Origin of the sequence: Thauera sp. WH-2 (genome assembly GCF_048321015.1) — a bacterium.
Taxonomy (GTDB): Bacteria; Pseudomonadota; Gammaproteobacteria; order Burkholderiales; family Rhodocyclaceae; genus Thauera.
The window spans coordinates 751618-767327 of the sequence record NZ_JBLWFG010000001.1; the positions used below are offsets into that span (position 1 = coordinate 751618).

The 15710-nt window shown below is 67.0% G+C and carries 9 protein-coding genes and 1 pseudogene; 6 read left to right on the forward strand and 4 right to left on the reverse strand.

The features are described from left to right. Entirely contained in the window at positions 1 to 1107 is a 1107-nt protein-coding gene (trmA, locus tag ACNKW1_RS03615; RefSeq protein ID WP_418363218.1) for a tRNA (uridine(54)-C5)-methyltransferase TrmA, read from the forward strand. A 45-nt stretch (positions 1108 to 1152) separates the two neighbouring features. Beyond that, positions 1153 to 3921 (forward strand): annotated as a pseudogene (locus ACNKW1_RS03620) (AAA family ATPase); the annotation flags it as partial. Positions 3922 to 3975: 54 nt separating this feature from the next. Here the strand turns inward: ACNKW1_RS03620 and ACNKW1_RS03625 are convergent. Further along, positions 3976 to 5772: a methyl-accepting chemotaxis protein gene (locus tag ACNKW1_RS03625; protein WP_418363219.1), complete on the reverse strand. Its 1797-nt coding sequence runs from the start codon at positions 5770 to 5772 to the stop codon at positions 3976 to 3978. Between the two features lie 194 nt (positions 5773 to 5966). Between ACNKW1_RS03625 and lysS the strand changes: the two genes are divergently transcribed. The 4 genes from lysS (at position 5967) to ACNKW1_RS03645 (ending at position 12452) form a co-directional block, all read left to right on the forward strand. After that, positions 5967 to 7466 (forward strand): lysine--tRNA ligase, encoded by a 1500-nt coding sequence (gene lysS, locus ACNKW1_RS03630; protein ID WP_418363220.1) that lies wholly within the window; start codon positions 5967 to 5969, stop codon positions 7464 to 7466. A gap of 7 nt (positions 7467 to 7473) precedes the next feature. Further along, positions 7474 to 8397 carry a DUF808 domain-containing protein gene (locus ACNKW1_RS03635; RefSeq protein ID WP_418363221.1) on the forward strand — a complete coding sequence of 308 codons (924 nt, stop codon included), beginning with the start codon at positions 7474 to 7476 and terminating at the stop codon, positions 8395 to 8397. Positions 8398 to 8435: 38 nt separating this feature from the next. Then, positions 8436 to 10280: a bifunctional tRNA (5-methylaminomethyl-2-thiouridine)(34)-methyltransferase MnmD/FAD-dependent 5-carboxymethylaminomethyl-2-thiouridine(34) oxidoreductase MnmC gene (mnmC, locus tag ACNKW1_RS03640; protein WP_418363222.1), complete on the forward strand. Its 1845-nt coding sequence runs from the start codon at positions 8436 to 8438 to the stop codon at positions 10278 to 10280. Positions 10281 to 10436: 156 nt separating this feature from the next. Beyond that, positions 10437 to 12452, forward strand: a complete 2016-nt coding sequence (locus tag ACNKW1_RS03645) for a diguanylate cyclase (RefSeq protein WP_418363223.1) — start codon at positions 10437 to 10439, stop codon at positions 12450 to 12452. A gap of 19 nt (positions 12453 to 12471) precedes the next feature. On the opposite strand, the gene gltX is transcribed toward ACNKW1_RS03645, so the two are convergent. The 3 genes from gltX to ACNKW1_RS03660 all read right to left on the reverse strand — a co-directional run bounded on the left by gltX (position 12472) and on the right by ACNKW1_RS03660 (position 15678). Next, on the reverse strand, positions 12472 to 13896 hold the full coding sequence (gltX, locus tag ACNKW1_RS03650; protein WP_418363224.1) for a glutamate--tRNA ligase: 1425 nt from the start codon (positions 13894 to 13896) through the stop codon (positions 12472 to 12474). A 95-nt stretch (positions 13897 to 13991) separates the two neighbouring features. After that, a complete protein-coding gene (locus ACNKW1_RS03655) occupies positions 13992 to 14786 on the reverse strand; it encodes an ABC transporter ATP-binding protein (protein WP_418363225.1) in 795 nt (264 codons plus the stop codon). 1 nt (position 14787) lies between these two features. Next, positions 14788 to 15678 (reverse strand): ABC transporter permease, encoded by an 891-nt coding sequence (locus tag ACNKW1_RS03660; protein WP_418363226.1) that lies wholly within the window; start codon positions 15676 to 15678, stop codon positions 14788 to 14790. Positions 15679 to 15710: the final 32 nt, after the last annotated feature.

Here is a 15710-nt window from a genome sequence, read left to right on the forward strand (position 1 = left end):
ATGGCCCTACCCGACATCCACCCCGCGCACTACGAAGAGCAGCTTTCCACCAAGCTCGCGCGCTACCGCGCCGACTTCGCCGAATTCGACCTGCCCGAGCCCGCGGTCTTCCGCTCCGCGCCGCTGCACTACCGCCTGCGCGCCGAGTTCCGCCTGTGGCACCACGAGGGCCGCATCGACTACGCGATGTTCGACAGTGCGGACCCGAAGCAGCCCATCCTGCTCGAAACCTTCCCCGCCGCCGCCGAACCCATCGCCACCCTGATGCCGCGCCTGCGCGACGCCCTACAGGCGAGCGAGCCGCTGCGGCGCAGGATCTTCCAGGTCGAGTTTCTCGCCACGCTGAGCGGCGAGTGCCTGGTGAGCCTGGTCTATCACCGTCCGCTCGACGAGGCCTGGGAGGCGGCCGCGCGCGCGCTCGCCGCCGACCTGCAGATCCAGTTCATCGGCCGCAGCCGCAAGCAGAAGATCGTGCTGGATCGTGACTGGGTGCAGGAGGTGCTCGAGGTCGACGGCCAGCGCCTGCGTTACCAGCAGTTCGAAGGCAGCTTCACCCAGCCCAACGGCGGCGTGAATCAGCACATGCTGACCTGGGCGCGCACGCAGGCCAAGGCAGTGGGCGCACGCTCGCAAGGCCCGGGCGACCTGCTTGAGCTTTACTGTGGCAACGGCAATTTCACCGTCGCGCTGGCGCCGCTGTTCGGGCGTGTGCTCGCGACCGAAATGAGCAAGACCTCGGTGCGCGCCGCACACACCAACCTCGCCGACAACGGCGTGGGCAACGTCACCATGGTGCGCATGGCGAGCGAGGAGATCAGCGACGCGCTCGCCGGCGGGCGCCAGTACCGTCGCATGCAGGGCGTGGACCTGGCCGGCTACCGCTTCAGCACGCTTTTCGTCGACCCGCCGCGCGCCGGCCTCGACGACGGCACGATTGCGCTCGCCCGAGGCTTCGACAACATCCTCTACATCTCCTGCAACCCGGAGACCCTGCGCGCCAACGTCGCCGCGCTCGCCGCCACCCACCGCATCGCCGCGGCGGCAGCCTTCGACCAGTTCCCCTACACCCACCACCTCGAGTGCGGGCTGCTGCTGCAGCGGCGCTGAGCCTCACCGCGACCCCGGCCCATGTTCCACATCAAGACTCTCGAGCTCGTCCACTGGGACTTCTGGCGGCGCTTCTCGCTGCCGTTGGACGCGCAGATCATCACCATCGTCGGCCCCAACGGCTCGGGCAAGACCACGCTGCTCGACGCTCTGCGCACGCTGTTCGCGCTGCGCTGCTCGGGCAAGCGCGACTTCCGCCGCTACGTGCGCCGCGCCGATCGCAGCTTCGCGTGGATCCGCGCGGTGGTCGCCAACCAGCCCGGCCACAGCGGCAAGCGGCCCTTCTTCCCCTGCCTGGCGGACGAGGTCACGCTCGCCTGCCGCATCCGCAAGGCCGGCGGCGACTGGATCCGCGACTACACCATCGTCGACGGCAATCTGGCGATCGAGGCGCTCGAGCAGACCAACGACTGGATCGGCCTGCGCGACTACCAGAACCGCCTCGCCTGGGGCGGCCTGACCCCGGCCATCACCAAGGTGCTCGCGCTGGAACAGGGCGACACCGACAAGCTGTGCGAATACTCGCCCAAAGCCCTGCTCGAACTCGTCTTCGACGTCTTCGGCGACAAGGAGGTGCTGGACAACTACCAGGCCGCGCGCGAGGAGCAGAAATCCGCCGAGCGCGAGCTGGGCGAGCTCGGCATCGATCTCGACCGCCTGAAGACCCAGGCCGAGGAGAAAAAGGCCGAGGCCAACCGCTTCCTGGAGTGGAAGCAGCTTGCCGACGAAGCGCAGGCGCTGGAGGCCGAGATCGTCCCCCGCCTCGAGATCGCCGAACTCGAGCGCGAGATTGCCAGCGAACGCGAAGCCCTGCAGCGCGTTGGCCGCGAGCGCGCCGAGAAACTCGTCGAGCAACGCGAATCCCGCCAGCGCCTGGAGGGCGTGCGTATCGAGCAGGAAGGCGCGCAGGCCGAGCGCAAGCGCCTGAAGGAAAGCGACACCGCCTCCGAAAGGCACTACCTCGCCGCCCACGACCGCGTGCGCGACCTGGAGAAGCTGCTCGACGAGCGAGACATGCTGCGCGCCCAGCTCGCCAGCGAACACGGCGCAGACGCCGTCGCACTGGAAAAGGAGCATGAGGAAGCCGACGCTGCGCTCGCCGCACTGCGCCGCAAGGAGCGAGAGCTGGTCACCGCCTTCGAGGAGAAGACCGACACCCTGCGCGGCGAGCGCAACCGGGCCGGCCCGCCGGGCGACACCGAGGTGGCGCGCTTTCGCGTCAAGCTCACGGCCGACGGCATCGCGCACAAGAGCCTTGCCGAGGTGGTGGAGGTCATCGACCCCGCGTGGCAGGCCGCACTCGAGGCCATCCTGCGCCCCTACCGAAATCTGATCCTGCTCGAACGCGAAGCCGACCGGCATGCGGCATGGGCGCTCGGCGAGCGCGAACGCTTCCGGCACTTCATCGTCCCGGAACGCGAGAATGCGCCGCCTCCGCGACCGATGAGCCTCGCTGAAGTGGTCGAGTTCAGTGCCCCGGTGCCGCGCTGGCTCGCCGACTTGCTCAACCGTATCCGCCGCGTAGAGCACGCCGAGGCCGCGCGCGACCTGCCGCGCGAGCAGGAATGGATCACCCGCGACGGCTACCACCGCGAGCGCCGCGGCGCACGCCACCTCGGCCGGCCGCAGGAATTCCACTTCGGCGAGCTCGCCCGCCAGTCGCGCATCGCCGCGCTGCAGGACGAGATCGCCGGGCTGGACAAGCAGCTCCAGGCCCTGCGCCCCAAGCTGGATGCGGCCGCAGCCCGGCTCACCACGATCCGCCAGCGCCTGCTAGGCCTGCAGTCGGCGCAATTGCTCGCAGCCAAGGCCGAAACCTACGTAAGTGCCGAAACCGAGCTGCCCGCCGCGCGCAGGGCGCTCACCGAAGCGATTGCCGAGCGCACCGAGACGCGCGGCGAGATGGACCGTCTCGCCGAAAAGCTCAACGGCATCCAGATCGAGCTCGACCGCCGCAATCGCGAACTCAAGGCCATCGACCTGCGCTTGGCCGACATTGCGCGCGAGCACGGCCCGCGCCGCCACGCCCAAGCCGAACGCATCCTCAAGCTGCGCCGCCGTCGGCGCGGCATGCCCGCGCACTGGCTCGACACCAGCGAGCTCGCCCTGCTCGCAGACAAATACGGCGATGCCCGTGGCGCCCGCCTGCAAGTCGAACGCCTGCGCCGCCACCTCGACGAAGGCGACTGGATCACCGACCCGGCGGTGCTGGTGGTGCGCGACCGCCTCGCCGCCGACGTCGCGCTGCGCGAGCGCGACTACCTCAACCGCCAGGGCTACTGCACCACCGCGCGCCTGCACACCGACAACGCACGCGCAGCCTACATCGCCAAGCTGCGTGCCACCGTGCGCCAGTACGCGAAGAACCTGAAGGCGCTCGGCGAGTTGGCCAACGTCAGCGTGGACTGCCCCACCCCGCACCTGGACAACGACGACCTCTCGCTCGCCCAGGCCGGGCTGGAGGTGCGCTTCGACTTCGACCGCAAGGGTGCGGTGGGCCTCAACGACGGCGAGGCCTCGGGCGGGCAGCAGGTCATGAAGTCTCTGATCCTGCTGATCGGCCTGCTGATGGACGAATCCCGCCCGGGCGGCTTCGTCTTCATCGACGAGCCCTTTGCTCACCTGGACGTCGCCAATATCGACCGCGTCGGCACCTTCCTGCGCGCTACCCGCGCGCAATACCTGATCACCACGCCGGTCACCCACAACGCAAACGTCTTCGCCCCAGCCCAACTGACGCTGGTCACGCGCAAGAAGCAGCCCGGCACCGACTGGGCGCCACCGATCGGGGTGCTGCAGCGGGCGGTGGACTAAGCAACCCAGTGTTCACGGTAACCATGAACGCCGGGTTGCTCAGGGGGCAGCGCTTCAGCGCTCCAGCAGCGCCTCCGCCGGCGCGCCGATGCGCACGTTGCCCCAATGGCGGCCATTCACCATGATCGGCATGGCGATGTCGCACAGCACCTCGCCCGTGTCGCGCAGGAAGGTCTGTAGCAGCATGGACTCCGTATTGCGCGCCGCGCGCAGTTCGGGCGGGCGCTCGAACTTGCGGCAGGTGCGGTTGCCGACCAGATCCTTTTCCGGATCGCCGGTGAGCGGCTTCGAATAACATGCGTTGTGCGCCGAGAGGTAGCTGTCGGTGTTGACCGCAACCGCATAGGCTGCACCGCGCGCGCGCTCAAGCGCCTCGTCCAGCATGCCCTGGCAGCGACGGGTGAATTCTTCGCTCCAGGCCACCTTGAATTTCGTCGGATTGGTGCCGGCGATCGGGCGGTAATTGCGGTCGAAGACGTCCACCTTGGAATCTGCCATGGCCTGCAGTGTCGCCTGCACCCGGTCGCGGAACTCGCGCGCCTGCGTGACCAGGTTGTCGAAGGCGCCGCTGCCGATGGTGAAGCGCGACACCAGCTCCTGTACCGCTTCGGTCGACTTGGTAAGCTCGTTGGTGCGGCGCTCGCACTGGTCCATCTGGCCGGCCACGGTGGTCGACAGATCGTGGATCAGGCTGACGTTCTCGTGCACGCGTGCGTTGGTCTCGTTCAACGACTCCATGCCCTCCGCAATTTGCGTGAGCTGCTCGCCGGTCCGCTCGAACTCGCCCACCATGTGCTCGAACTGCGCTGCCGAGCGCGTGACCACCTCGCGCGTCTGATGCACGTCGGCGTTGATGACTTCGTTCTCGGAGCGCGTCTCACCGACCAGCTCGAGCATGCCATTGATGTTGCCGACGATCTCCTGGGTGGCCTTGTTGACGCGCTCGGCGAGCTTGCGCACCTCGTCCGCCACCACGGCGAAGCCGCGCCCGGCCTCACCCGCACGGGCGGCCTCGATCGCAGCATTGAGCGCGAGCAGGTTGGTCTGATCGGCGATCTCGCGAATCAGTGCGGCAATCTGCATGACGCTCTCAGAACGCTGCGACAGATCGTCGACGGTGTGGTTGAAGCGCTGCAGCTTCTCGCTGACGAGATTGATCTTCTCCGCCACGTTCTGCACCTCCGCGAGCGAAGCGCGTGCGATCTCGAGGTTGCTGCGCGTCGAACCGTCGATCGCACGCGCGCTGCCCGACACGTCGGCGATCGCCGAGGTGGAACTGGTGCTCGCATCGAACACCAGGCGCGTCATCTCCCCCTGCTTGCGCGCGTCACGGGCCGAGTTCTCGACACCCAGTTTCACCTGAACCGCCTCGCGGGCAATGCTGACGCTCATGGTGCGCACGCTGCCGATCACCTCGCGCATCTTGACCGCAAAGCGGTTGTACCCCTCCGCAAGCTCACGCAACTCGTCATGCGTGGTCAGTGGCAGATCACGGGAAAAGTCGCCCTGCCCCTGGGCGATCTCGTTGAAAATGCGTGTGACGACCCGGATCGGGCGCACGATCAGGTGCCGCAAATACAGGATCTGCCCCACCAGGAAGGCGACTGCGAACGCGGTGAGTATCAGCATGGCGTATAGCCCGAAGTCGAATGCTGCACTCACCTGGGCGAGCGTCTCGGGCGAGGCGCCCCCGGTCCGCAAGGCTTGCTTGACGTCGGCGTGCAGGCTGCTCCAGATCGCGAAATAACCGAGATTGAAGACGAGCAACATCAACAGGCTGAGCAGCTTCTTGGTCAGCGAGTTCCAGAAGGTCCGCTCCACTGATTCGTAAAGTTCGCTGAACGTGCTCATGGGAATCTTCCGCCAGAAGAAATAGTCTTAATGGACTAATCGGTCAAAGAGCGCCGGACTTTAGCCCAGCCGTGCAGAAACGTGCACCCGGGTAAGCACGCGATTGCCGCATGGTGCCGGGCCTGCCACAATTACGCCTTTAGCGCCGCGGTCGCACCCGCGCCGCATCCACTCTTACCGCCCCGACACCGACCATGTCCGACCAGACGAACACCCCGCCCCAGGACGAGAACCACCTGATCGCCGAGCGTCGCGAGAAACTCGCCGCCTGGCGCGCCAGCGGCAGCGCATTCCCCAATGACTTCTCGCGCGAGAACACCGCCGGCAAGCTCGATGAGCTCTACGGCGAGAAGGAGGCGGACGCGCTGGAAGCCACGCCGGTCGAGGTCAAGGTGGCCGGCCGCATCATGTTGAAGCGCGTCATGGGCAAGGCGAGCTTCGTCACCATCCAGGACCTCTCCGGCCGCATCCAGCTCTACGTGCAGCGCGACGGCGTGGGTGAGGACGTGTATGCCCAGTTCAAGACCTGGGACATCGGCGACATCGTCGGCTGCGTGGGCACCGTGTTCAAGACCAAGACCGGCGAGCTCTCGGTCAAGGCCAGCGAGATCCGCCTGCTGACCAAGAGCCTGCGTCCGCTGCCGGACAAGTTCCACGGCCTCACCGACGTCGAGCAGAAGTACCGCCAGCGCTACGTCGACATGATCATGAACGAGCAGACGCGCTTCACCTTCGTGGCACGCAGCCGCATGGTGCAGTCGATCCGCAACTACATGACGGGTCATGGCTTCCTCGAGGTCGAGACGCCGATGATGCACCCCATCCCCGGCGGCGCCGCAGCCAAGCCCTTCACCACCCACCACAACGCGCTCGACATGGAGCTGTTCCTGCGCATCGCGCCGGAGCTCTACCTCAAGCGCCTGGTGGTGGGCGGCTTCGAGAAGGTGTTCGAGGTCAACCGCAACTTCCGCAACGAAGGCCTCAGCCCGCGCCACAACCCCGAATTCACCATGATGGAGTTCTACGAGGCGTACGCGAACTACAAGACGCTGATGGACTTCACCGAAGGGCTGATCCGCCAGGCCGCGCGCGAGGCGCTGGGCACCGAATCCTTCGTCTACCAGGGCCGCGAGCTGGATTTGTCCAGGCCCTTCCACCGCCTCACCATCGTGCAGGCGATCCGCAAGTACCATCCGGGCTTCACCGAGGTGCAGCTAGCGGATGCCGACTGGCTGAAGGAGAAAATCGTCGCCTTCGGCGAGAAGGTGAAGCCGGGCGGGCTGGGCAGCCTGCAGTTGCAGCTGTTCGAGGCCTGCACTGAGGCCGAGCTGTGGGAGCCGACCTTCATCATCGACTACCCGGTCGAAGTCTCGCCGCTGGCGCGTGCCTCGGACACCGACCCCGAGATCACCGAGCGCTTCGAGCTCTTCATCGTCGGGCGCGAAATCGCGAACGGCTTCTCCGAGTTGAACGACCCCGAGGACCAGGCCGCGCGCTTCCGCGCCCAGGTCGAGGCCAAGGAAGCCGGCGACGAGGAAGCCATGTACTTCGACGCCGACTACATCCGCGCCCTCGAGTACGGCCTGCCCCCGACGGGTGGCTGCGGCATCGGCATCGACCGCCTGGTGATGCTGCTGACCGATGCGCCGGCAATCCGCGACGTGATCCTGTTCCCGCAGATGCGTCCGGAGTAAGCCGTCGGTGGCCGGGACCAGCCTCTTCGTTCTTCTCGACGACATCGCCAGCATCCTCGACGACGTCGCCACCATGACCAAGGTGGCGACCAAGAAGACAGCTGGAGTGCTGGGCGACGACCTCGCCCTCAACGCACAGCAGGTATCCGGCGTCGAAGCCGACCGCGAGCTGCCGGTCGTGTGGGCGGTGGCCAAGGGGTCGATGGTGAACAAGGCCATCCTGGTGCCCGCCGCGCTGGCGATCAGCGCGTTCATTCCCTGGCTGATCGTGCCCCTGCTGATGCTGGGCGGTGCCTTCCTCTGCTTCGAAGGCGTCGAGAAGCTGGCGCACAAGTACCTCCATGGCAAGGAAGATGCCGAGCACCGCCGCAAGGTGGTCGAAGCGATGACCAACCCCGAAGCCGACCTTGTCGTGCTGGAAAAGGACAAGATCAGGGGCGCGATCCGCACCGACTTCATCCTGTCGGCCGAGATCATCGTGATCGCGCTCGGTGTGGTGAGCGGCATGGACTTCACCACCCAGGTCGCCGTGCTGATCAGCATCGCGGTGATGATCACCACCGGCGTGTATGGGCTCGTGGCGGCCATCGTCAAGCTCGACGATGCAGGCCTCTACCTGCGCCGCCAGGCCAACGCGATCGCCCGTGGCACCGGCGCCGCCCTGCTGTGGCTGGCGCCTTGGCTGATGCGGGCACTTTCGGTGCTGGGAACGCTGGCGATGTTCCTCGTCGGCGGCGGGATTCTCAGCCACGGCCTGCCACCTGTGCACCACCTTATCGCCTCGCTCACGGTCGACATGGAAGGCGTTGCAGGGGCGCTGGTGCCAAGCCTGCTTGACGGGGTGTTTGGCCTCATCGCCGGTGCGGCGGTGCTGCTGCTCGTCAGCCTGGTGAAACGCCTGCTGCCCGCCAAGGCGCAGGCCGCGCACTGAGCCAGGCGCCAGGCCACACGCTCCGCCCCCCTGACCTGATGCCGCTCTTTCCAGCCCGGCTCGCCTTCGCCGATGACGGCACGCCCTGGTCCGAAGCCTTCGAGGACGTCTATCACTCCGCCCACGGCGCACTCGGGCAAGTACAGCACGTCTTTCTTGCCGGGAACGACCTGCCACAGCGCTGGAAGGGACGCGAGCGCTTCGTCATCCTCGAGACGGGCTTTGGCCTCGGGCTCAACTTTCTCGCCACCTGGGCCGCCTGGCGGGCCGATGCGCAACGCAGCACACGGCTGCACTTCGTCTCCTGCGAACTCCACCCATTCACCCGCGAGGATCTCGTAACCCTGCACGCTCGCTGGCCGGAGCTCGCGCCGCTCGCTACCGAGCTCCAGGCACGCTGGCCGGTCCTTGCACCTGGCCTGCAGCGCTTGCACCTTGACGGCGGACGGGTCACGCTGACGCTCTACTTCGGCGATGCACGCGACGGGCTCGGCCAACTGACACTTCGCGCCGATGCCATCTATCTGGATGGCTTCTCCCCCGCGCGCAATCCCGAACTCTGGTCGGAGCACATCTACAGCCAGCTCGCGCGCCTGTCCGCACCGGGGGCCACCGTCGCCACATGGTCGGTCGCCGGCCACGTGCGCAAGGGCTTGCGCAACGCCGGCTTCGTGCTCGAGAAATCGCCCGGCTTCCGCGGCAAACGCCAGATGTTGCGCGGCCGCCTCAACGTACCCGTACCGCCCGAGACCGCACCCCATCGCCACGCGCTGATCATCGGCGCCGGCATCGCGGGCTGCAGCGTAGCCGAGCGGCTCGCGGCGCGTGGGTGGCGCATCGACCTGATCGACGCTGCGGCGGGCCCCGGCCAGGGCGCGTCCGGCAACCACGCCGGGGTGCTGCGCCCACTGCCCAGCCTGGACGACAACCGCATGAGCCGTCTGACGCGTGCTGGCAGCCTGTATGGCTGGCAAATGATTGCGCGCCTGAGACGCGACGGGTTCGCACCCAGGGCCGAGGCCTGCGGCGTGCTGCACCTCGCCCGGGACAACGCGCAGGAAGGCAAGATGCGCAAGGCGGTCGAGGCCCTCGGACTCCCTTCGACGCACCTGCGCTACGTGGAGGCAAAGGAAGCCGCGGCGATCGCCGGTTGCGCGGTGCGGCACGGTGGCTGGTTCTTTGGCGACAGCGGCTGGGTTCAGCCGCCGAGCCTGTGTCGTGCCCTGCTCGACAGCGCGAGCGCCAGCGCCCCCCTCCACACACATCTTGGCGCACAGGTCGATCGTATCGTTCACGTGGCTGAACACTGGGAGGCAATTGCCGCCGACGGCAGCCGGATCGCCGCAGCACCGACACTGATCCTGGCAGCAGGGACCGGCATCCGGAGCTTTCCACAGGCCAACACGCTGCCGGTCGTCAGCGCCCGCGGCCAAGTCTCGCTGCTGCCCGCCAAGGCAAGCAGCCCGCCACGCGTCGTCGTCTGCTGCGGGGGCTACATCAGCCCCGAGATCGACGGCCTGCGCTGCGCCGGTGCCACCTTCGCGGTGGACGACGACGCCCCCACACTGCGCCCTGCCGACCACGCGGAGAACTTGGCCAAGCTCGAGAGCATGCTGCCCGGCGCGGCGCAAGGATTCGAAGCCGCGAAGCTTGCCGGGCGCGTCGGCTTCCGGCCGGCCTCGCCGGACCGGCTGCCCATGGTCGGCGCCCTCGATGTCGGACGAAAGCTGTTCGCGCTATCGGGGTTCGGTGCCCGCGGGCTCGTCTGGTCCATGCTCGTCGCCGAGCATCTCGCTAGCCAGCTCGAGGGCGATCCCCTTCCGCTGGAGCGCGATCTGGCCGACGCGATCCGTGCTGGACGCTTCGAAGCCACGAGCACCTGACCCCAAACGGGCGCCACATCACCTCCACCGTCGCACGCGTCCGAGCACGAATACTTACAAAGCCGCCACAATTCGCCAACTTTGACACGCTCCGAATTGATCCTGGAGACGGATAATCAAATCGTCGCACTCCAGCGATCGACCACGGGTAGCCAAGTGATCACCTATCGACGGATCCTGATCCTCGTAAGCTTCGTCACAGGCCTCATCTTCCTGTTGGCAACTGCCTACTTCGTCCGCCAGGGCGAACGTCGGAACACCCAGGAACTGCACGCGGAGATCCTCGCCCTGCGGACGACCTTTGAGGTCCAGCTGGCCGAGCTCGAACGCAACCTCGTCAACCTTGCGCAGATTCTTGCGAGTGAGCCCGAACTCATTCGCCTGATGGCGCGAGTCGCCGCCCTGCCGCACTCTGCAGACGGCTCGGGGCGCGGGGAGACGTTCCCCGCGATTCAGGAGGATCTGCGCACCGTGCTCGAGCCACGCTGGCAGGTATTGCGCGACGAGCAGGGGATCCGCCAGCTGCAACTGGTGACACCGGATCTCATCTCGGTGCTGCGCTTGCATGCGCCCGGAGAGCACGGCGACGCGCTCGGCCAGTTCCGCCTCCTCCTCGAAACAACGGCCCGCGAGCGCGTCACCCAGAGCGGCTTCGAAATCGGCCGTGCGTTTGCCGGCTTGCGTGGCGCCGTGCCGGTGATGGCCCACCAGGCAGACGCCCCTCCGAAGCTGGTCGGGCTGATCGAACTGGGGGCCCTTCTCGACGGTTCCATCGACCGACTGACACGGTCGACCGGTGTCGGCTACGGCGTGCTACTGAATCCCAACGCAGTTTCGGCCACGATGTGGGACGCCTTCAAGCCCCCGCGCTCGCATCAGGACCACAGCTGCTGCTTCCTGCTTGCCCACTCGCGGCCCGAGCTCCGCCAATGGATCCAGGAAGGCAGGCTCGCTCCATTCAACGCCCCCTACCAGATCGAACGCATGCACGCCGGCGGGCGGTACTTCGACCTGCTCCGCGTCCCCCTGCAGGATTTCCAGGCAGAGCTCGACCCGGGTCGCGGACCGGTCGGCGCGCTGACCATCTGGCGCGACGTGACCCCCTCGCTCAAGGCGCTGCGCAGCGCACAGGAGGAGAAGATCCTCTCGGGTCTGGCTGGATTCCTGCTGGTGCAGGGCCTCATCCTCGGCGTCGCGCACCTGTCGCGGCGGGAGTGGCGAGCACAACTCCTTGCCCAGACACACGAGATCTCACAGCTCGCCCAGCGCAACGAGGTGCTGCTGATGACCGCCGAGGAAGGGATCTACGGTGTTGACCTCGAAGGTCACACAAGCTTCATCAACACCTCTGCCCTGCGCATGCTCGGCTTTCGCCAGGACGAGATCGAAGGCAAACGTCAGCATCTGCTGTTCCACCATTCGCACCACGACGGCCAGCCTTACCCGGAAACGGAGTGCCCGATTGCCAAGACGCTGAAGGATGGCTTGGTCCGGAGGCAGGAAGAGTGGTTCATCCGACGCGACGGCAGCGGCTTTCCGGTGGAGTTGACCTGTGCGCCACTGATCGAGGACGGGCGACTCAACGGCGCCGTCGTGGTGTTCCACGACATCAGCGAGAACAAGCGGCGCGAGGAGGCCCTGGTGGCGCTCGCCAACACCGACGCACTGACGGGGGTGGCCAACCGGCGCCACTTCCTCGAGCGGCTACAGGCCGAACTCGGTCGCGTGAGCCGTCACGCGACACAGGCCTCGCTGTTGATGATCGATCTCGACCACTTCAAGCAAGTCAATGACAACTTCGGCCACGCCACCGGCGATGAGGTGCTGCGCAACCTGGCCGCCCTGTCCCGCCAGACGCTGCGCCACTCGGACGTGATCGGGCGCCTCGGCGGGGAAGAATTCGCTGCGCTGCTGCCGGACGACGATGCGGTAAGCGCAATGCAGACTGCCGAGCGCCTGCGCAAGGCGCTCGAGACCCATCCTGTGCGCACGGCGGACGGCACCGCCGTCACGGTCACCGCCAGCATCGGCGTCACCCGCCTGCGGCCTGACGATCGTAAACCCGAGACGCCGCTCGGGCGCGCGGACAACGCGCTCTACCAAGCCAAGAATGAGGGGCGGAACCGCGTCATGCTCCACCCATCGGACATCGTTCCGCCGGAAGGCGCCTGAACCCACGCCCTCACTGCGTTCAGAGGCGGCGATCGAGCCGCTGCAGCACGCGCTCGCGCCCGAGCACCTCGAGCACCGCGTCGATCGCCGGGGTCTGCGGCACGCCAAGCACCGCCACGCGCAACGGAATAGCCACCTGCGGCATCTTCAGGCCGTGCTCGGCCATGGTGTCCTTGATCGCCTGCGACAGCGCGGCCTTGTTCCACTCCGTGTCCGCCAGGCGCGCACGCAGGCTGGCGAGCGCAGCTCTGGCGGCATCGGTCAGATGCTGGCCGATCACTTCCGGCGCAGGATGCACATCGGCCACGAACAGCTCGACCGAGTCGGCCAGTTCGTTGAGGTTGGCGACCCGGTCCTTGTACAACGCGACCACCGCCTCCAGGGTCACGCCGGTTTCGGGGTTCACCTGGCGGCGGGCCAGGCGGTTGGCAACGTCTGCGGCGAGGAAGGCATCGTCCGCCTTCTTGATGTACTGCGCATTGAGCCAGTTGAGCTTCTCGGTGTTGAACTGCGCAGCCGAGGGCGTGATGTGGTCGAGGTCGAACCACTCCACGAACTGCTCGCGGCTGAACACCTCGTCGTCCCCGTGGCTCCAGCCCAGGCGCGCCAGGTAGTTGATGACCGCTTCGGGCAGGTAGCCATCCTCGTCGTATTGCATCACGCTCACAGCGCCATGCCGCTTGGAGAGCTTGGTGCCGTCGTCGCCGAGGATCATCGACAGGTGCGCATACTGCGGCACCTCGGCGCCGAGCGCACGCAGCACGTTGATCTGGCGCGGCGTATTGTTCACGTGGTCGTCACCGCGGATGACGTGGGTGATGTCCATGTCCCAATCATCCACCACCACGCAGAAGTTGTAGGTCGGCGTACCGTCGGCGCGCGCGATGATGAAATCGTCCATCTCTGCGTTGGCGATCTCGATGCGGCCCTTGACCAGATCGTCCCAGGCCACCACGCCCTCGCTCGGGTTGCGGAAGCGCACCACCGGCTGCACACCCTCGGGCGGCGGCGGCAGGGTCTTGCCCGCCTCAGGGCGCCAGCGACCGTCGTAGCGCGGCTTTTCGCCGCGCGCACGCTGCGCCTCACGGATCTGATCCAGTTCCTCGGACGACATGTAGCAGTGGTAGGCGGTGCCGGCGGCCAGCATCTGGCCGATCACCTCCTTGTAACGGTCCATGCGCTGCATCTGGTAGAACGGACCTTCGTCGTGCGCCAGGCCCAGCCAGTCCATGCCGTCGAGGATGGCCTGCACCGCCGCAGGCGTGGAGCGCGCCACGTCGGTGTCCTCGATGCGCAGCACGAAGGTGCCTCCGTGGCGGCGGGCAAATGCCCAGGAGAACAACGCGGTACGCGCTCCGCCGATGTGGAGATAGCCGGTGGGGCTGGGGGCGAAGCGCGTCCGCACAGGGGGGCGAACGGAATGGGAGTCAGGCGTCTGGGACATGGCGGACTTCTATGGTGGCGCTTGAACGAAGCGCAGATTCTAAAAAATGAGATTGACGGAAAGGGGCTGCGCAGCCGGGACAGGCCCGTCTCCGTTCAGCCCAGCAGCAGCGCGTCGTCGTCGATTTCCTCGCCGCGCACCTTCTCGAACATGTCGAGCAGGTGGTGCACGTCGAGGCCTTCGCGCTCCTTGCCGGAGACGTCGAGCACGACGCGGCCCTGGTGCAGCATCACGGTGCGCTGGCCAACGTCGAGCGCCTGACGCATCGAGTGCGTGACCATCATCGTCGTGAGCTTGTGCTCCGCGACGATGCGCACGGTGAGCTCCAGCACGAAGGCCGCGGTGCGCGGGTCGAGCGCCGCGGTGTGCTCGTCAAGCAGCAGCAGGCGCGAGGGCTGCAGCGCAGCCATCAGCAGGCTCACCGCCTGGCGCTGGCCGCCCGAGAGCAGGCCGATGCGATCGGACAGGCGGTTCTCCAGACCGAGCCCGAGCGTGGACAGCTGGGCACGGAACTCCTCGCGCAGCGCCGGCTTGACCGCGAATGAGAAGCCGCGGCGCTCGCCGCGCATCTTGGCGAGCGCCATGTTCTCCTCGATGGTCAGGTCCTCGCAGGTGCCGGCGAGCGGGTCCTGGAACACGCGGGCAACGTGCCGCGCACGCGCCCACACCGGCTGGCGGGTCATGTCGATGCCGTCGATCTCGATCGTGCCGCTGTCGACACGCTGCTCGCCGGAGACGGCATTGAGGAAGGTCGACTTGCCGGCGCCGTTGGAGCCGATCACGGTGACGAACTGCCCGGTCGGAATCTCGAGCGACATGCCGCGCAGGGCCTGCGTCTCGATCGGTGTGCCGGGGTTGAAGGTGAGGCGCAGGTCGGTTGCTTTCAACATGTCAGTTCACCTTCTTTCCGGACCAGTGCGCGCGCAGCTTGGGCACCACCAGCGCGACCGTCACCAGCACCGCGGTGACGAGGTTGAGGTCTTGCGCCTGCAGGCCGATGAAGTCCGAATTGAGCGCGAGCGCGATGAAGAAGCGATACACGATGGCGCCGACGATCACCGCGATCGTCGCCAGGTAGAGCTTGCGCGAAGGCAGCAGGCTCTCGCCGACGATCACCGCCGCCAGGCCGATGACGATGGTGCCGACGCCCATGGAGATGTCCGCCCCGCCCTGCGTCTGCGCGAACAGCGCCCCGGCCAGGCCGACCAGCGCATTCGACAGCGCCATGCCGGCCAGCACCGCCAGCCCGGTATTGACACCCTGCGCGCGCGCCATGCGCGGGTTCGAGCCGGTGGCGCGAATCGCCAGCCCGCTCTGGGTGGCGAAGTAGGCATCCAGGGCGAGCTTGACCGCCAGCACGACAAAGACCAGCAGCAGCGGGCGGAACACATAGTCGGCCATCGCCTCGGGCTGCAGCAGGTTGAATACGGTGGGCTCCATGATCAACGGCACATTGGGCTTGCCCATGATGCGCAGGTTGATCGAGTACAGCGCGATCATCATCAGGATGCTGGCGAGCAGATCCATGATCTTGAGGCTGACGTTGAGCCAGCCAGTGATCAGGCCCGCGACCGCGCCGGCGAGCGTCGCCACGATGGTGGCGGTGAAAGGATCGTAGCCGGCGGCGATCATGGTCGCGGCGACCGCGCCGCCGAGCGGGAAGCTGCCATCCACGGTCAGGTCAGGAAAGCGCAGCAGCCGGAACGAGATGTACACGCCGAGGGCGACGAGACTGAAGATCAGGCCGATCTCCAGCGCCCCGAGCAAGGTGTAGAGGGACATGGGAAATACCGTTGATTGAAAGACGACGCGGG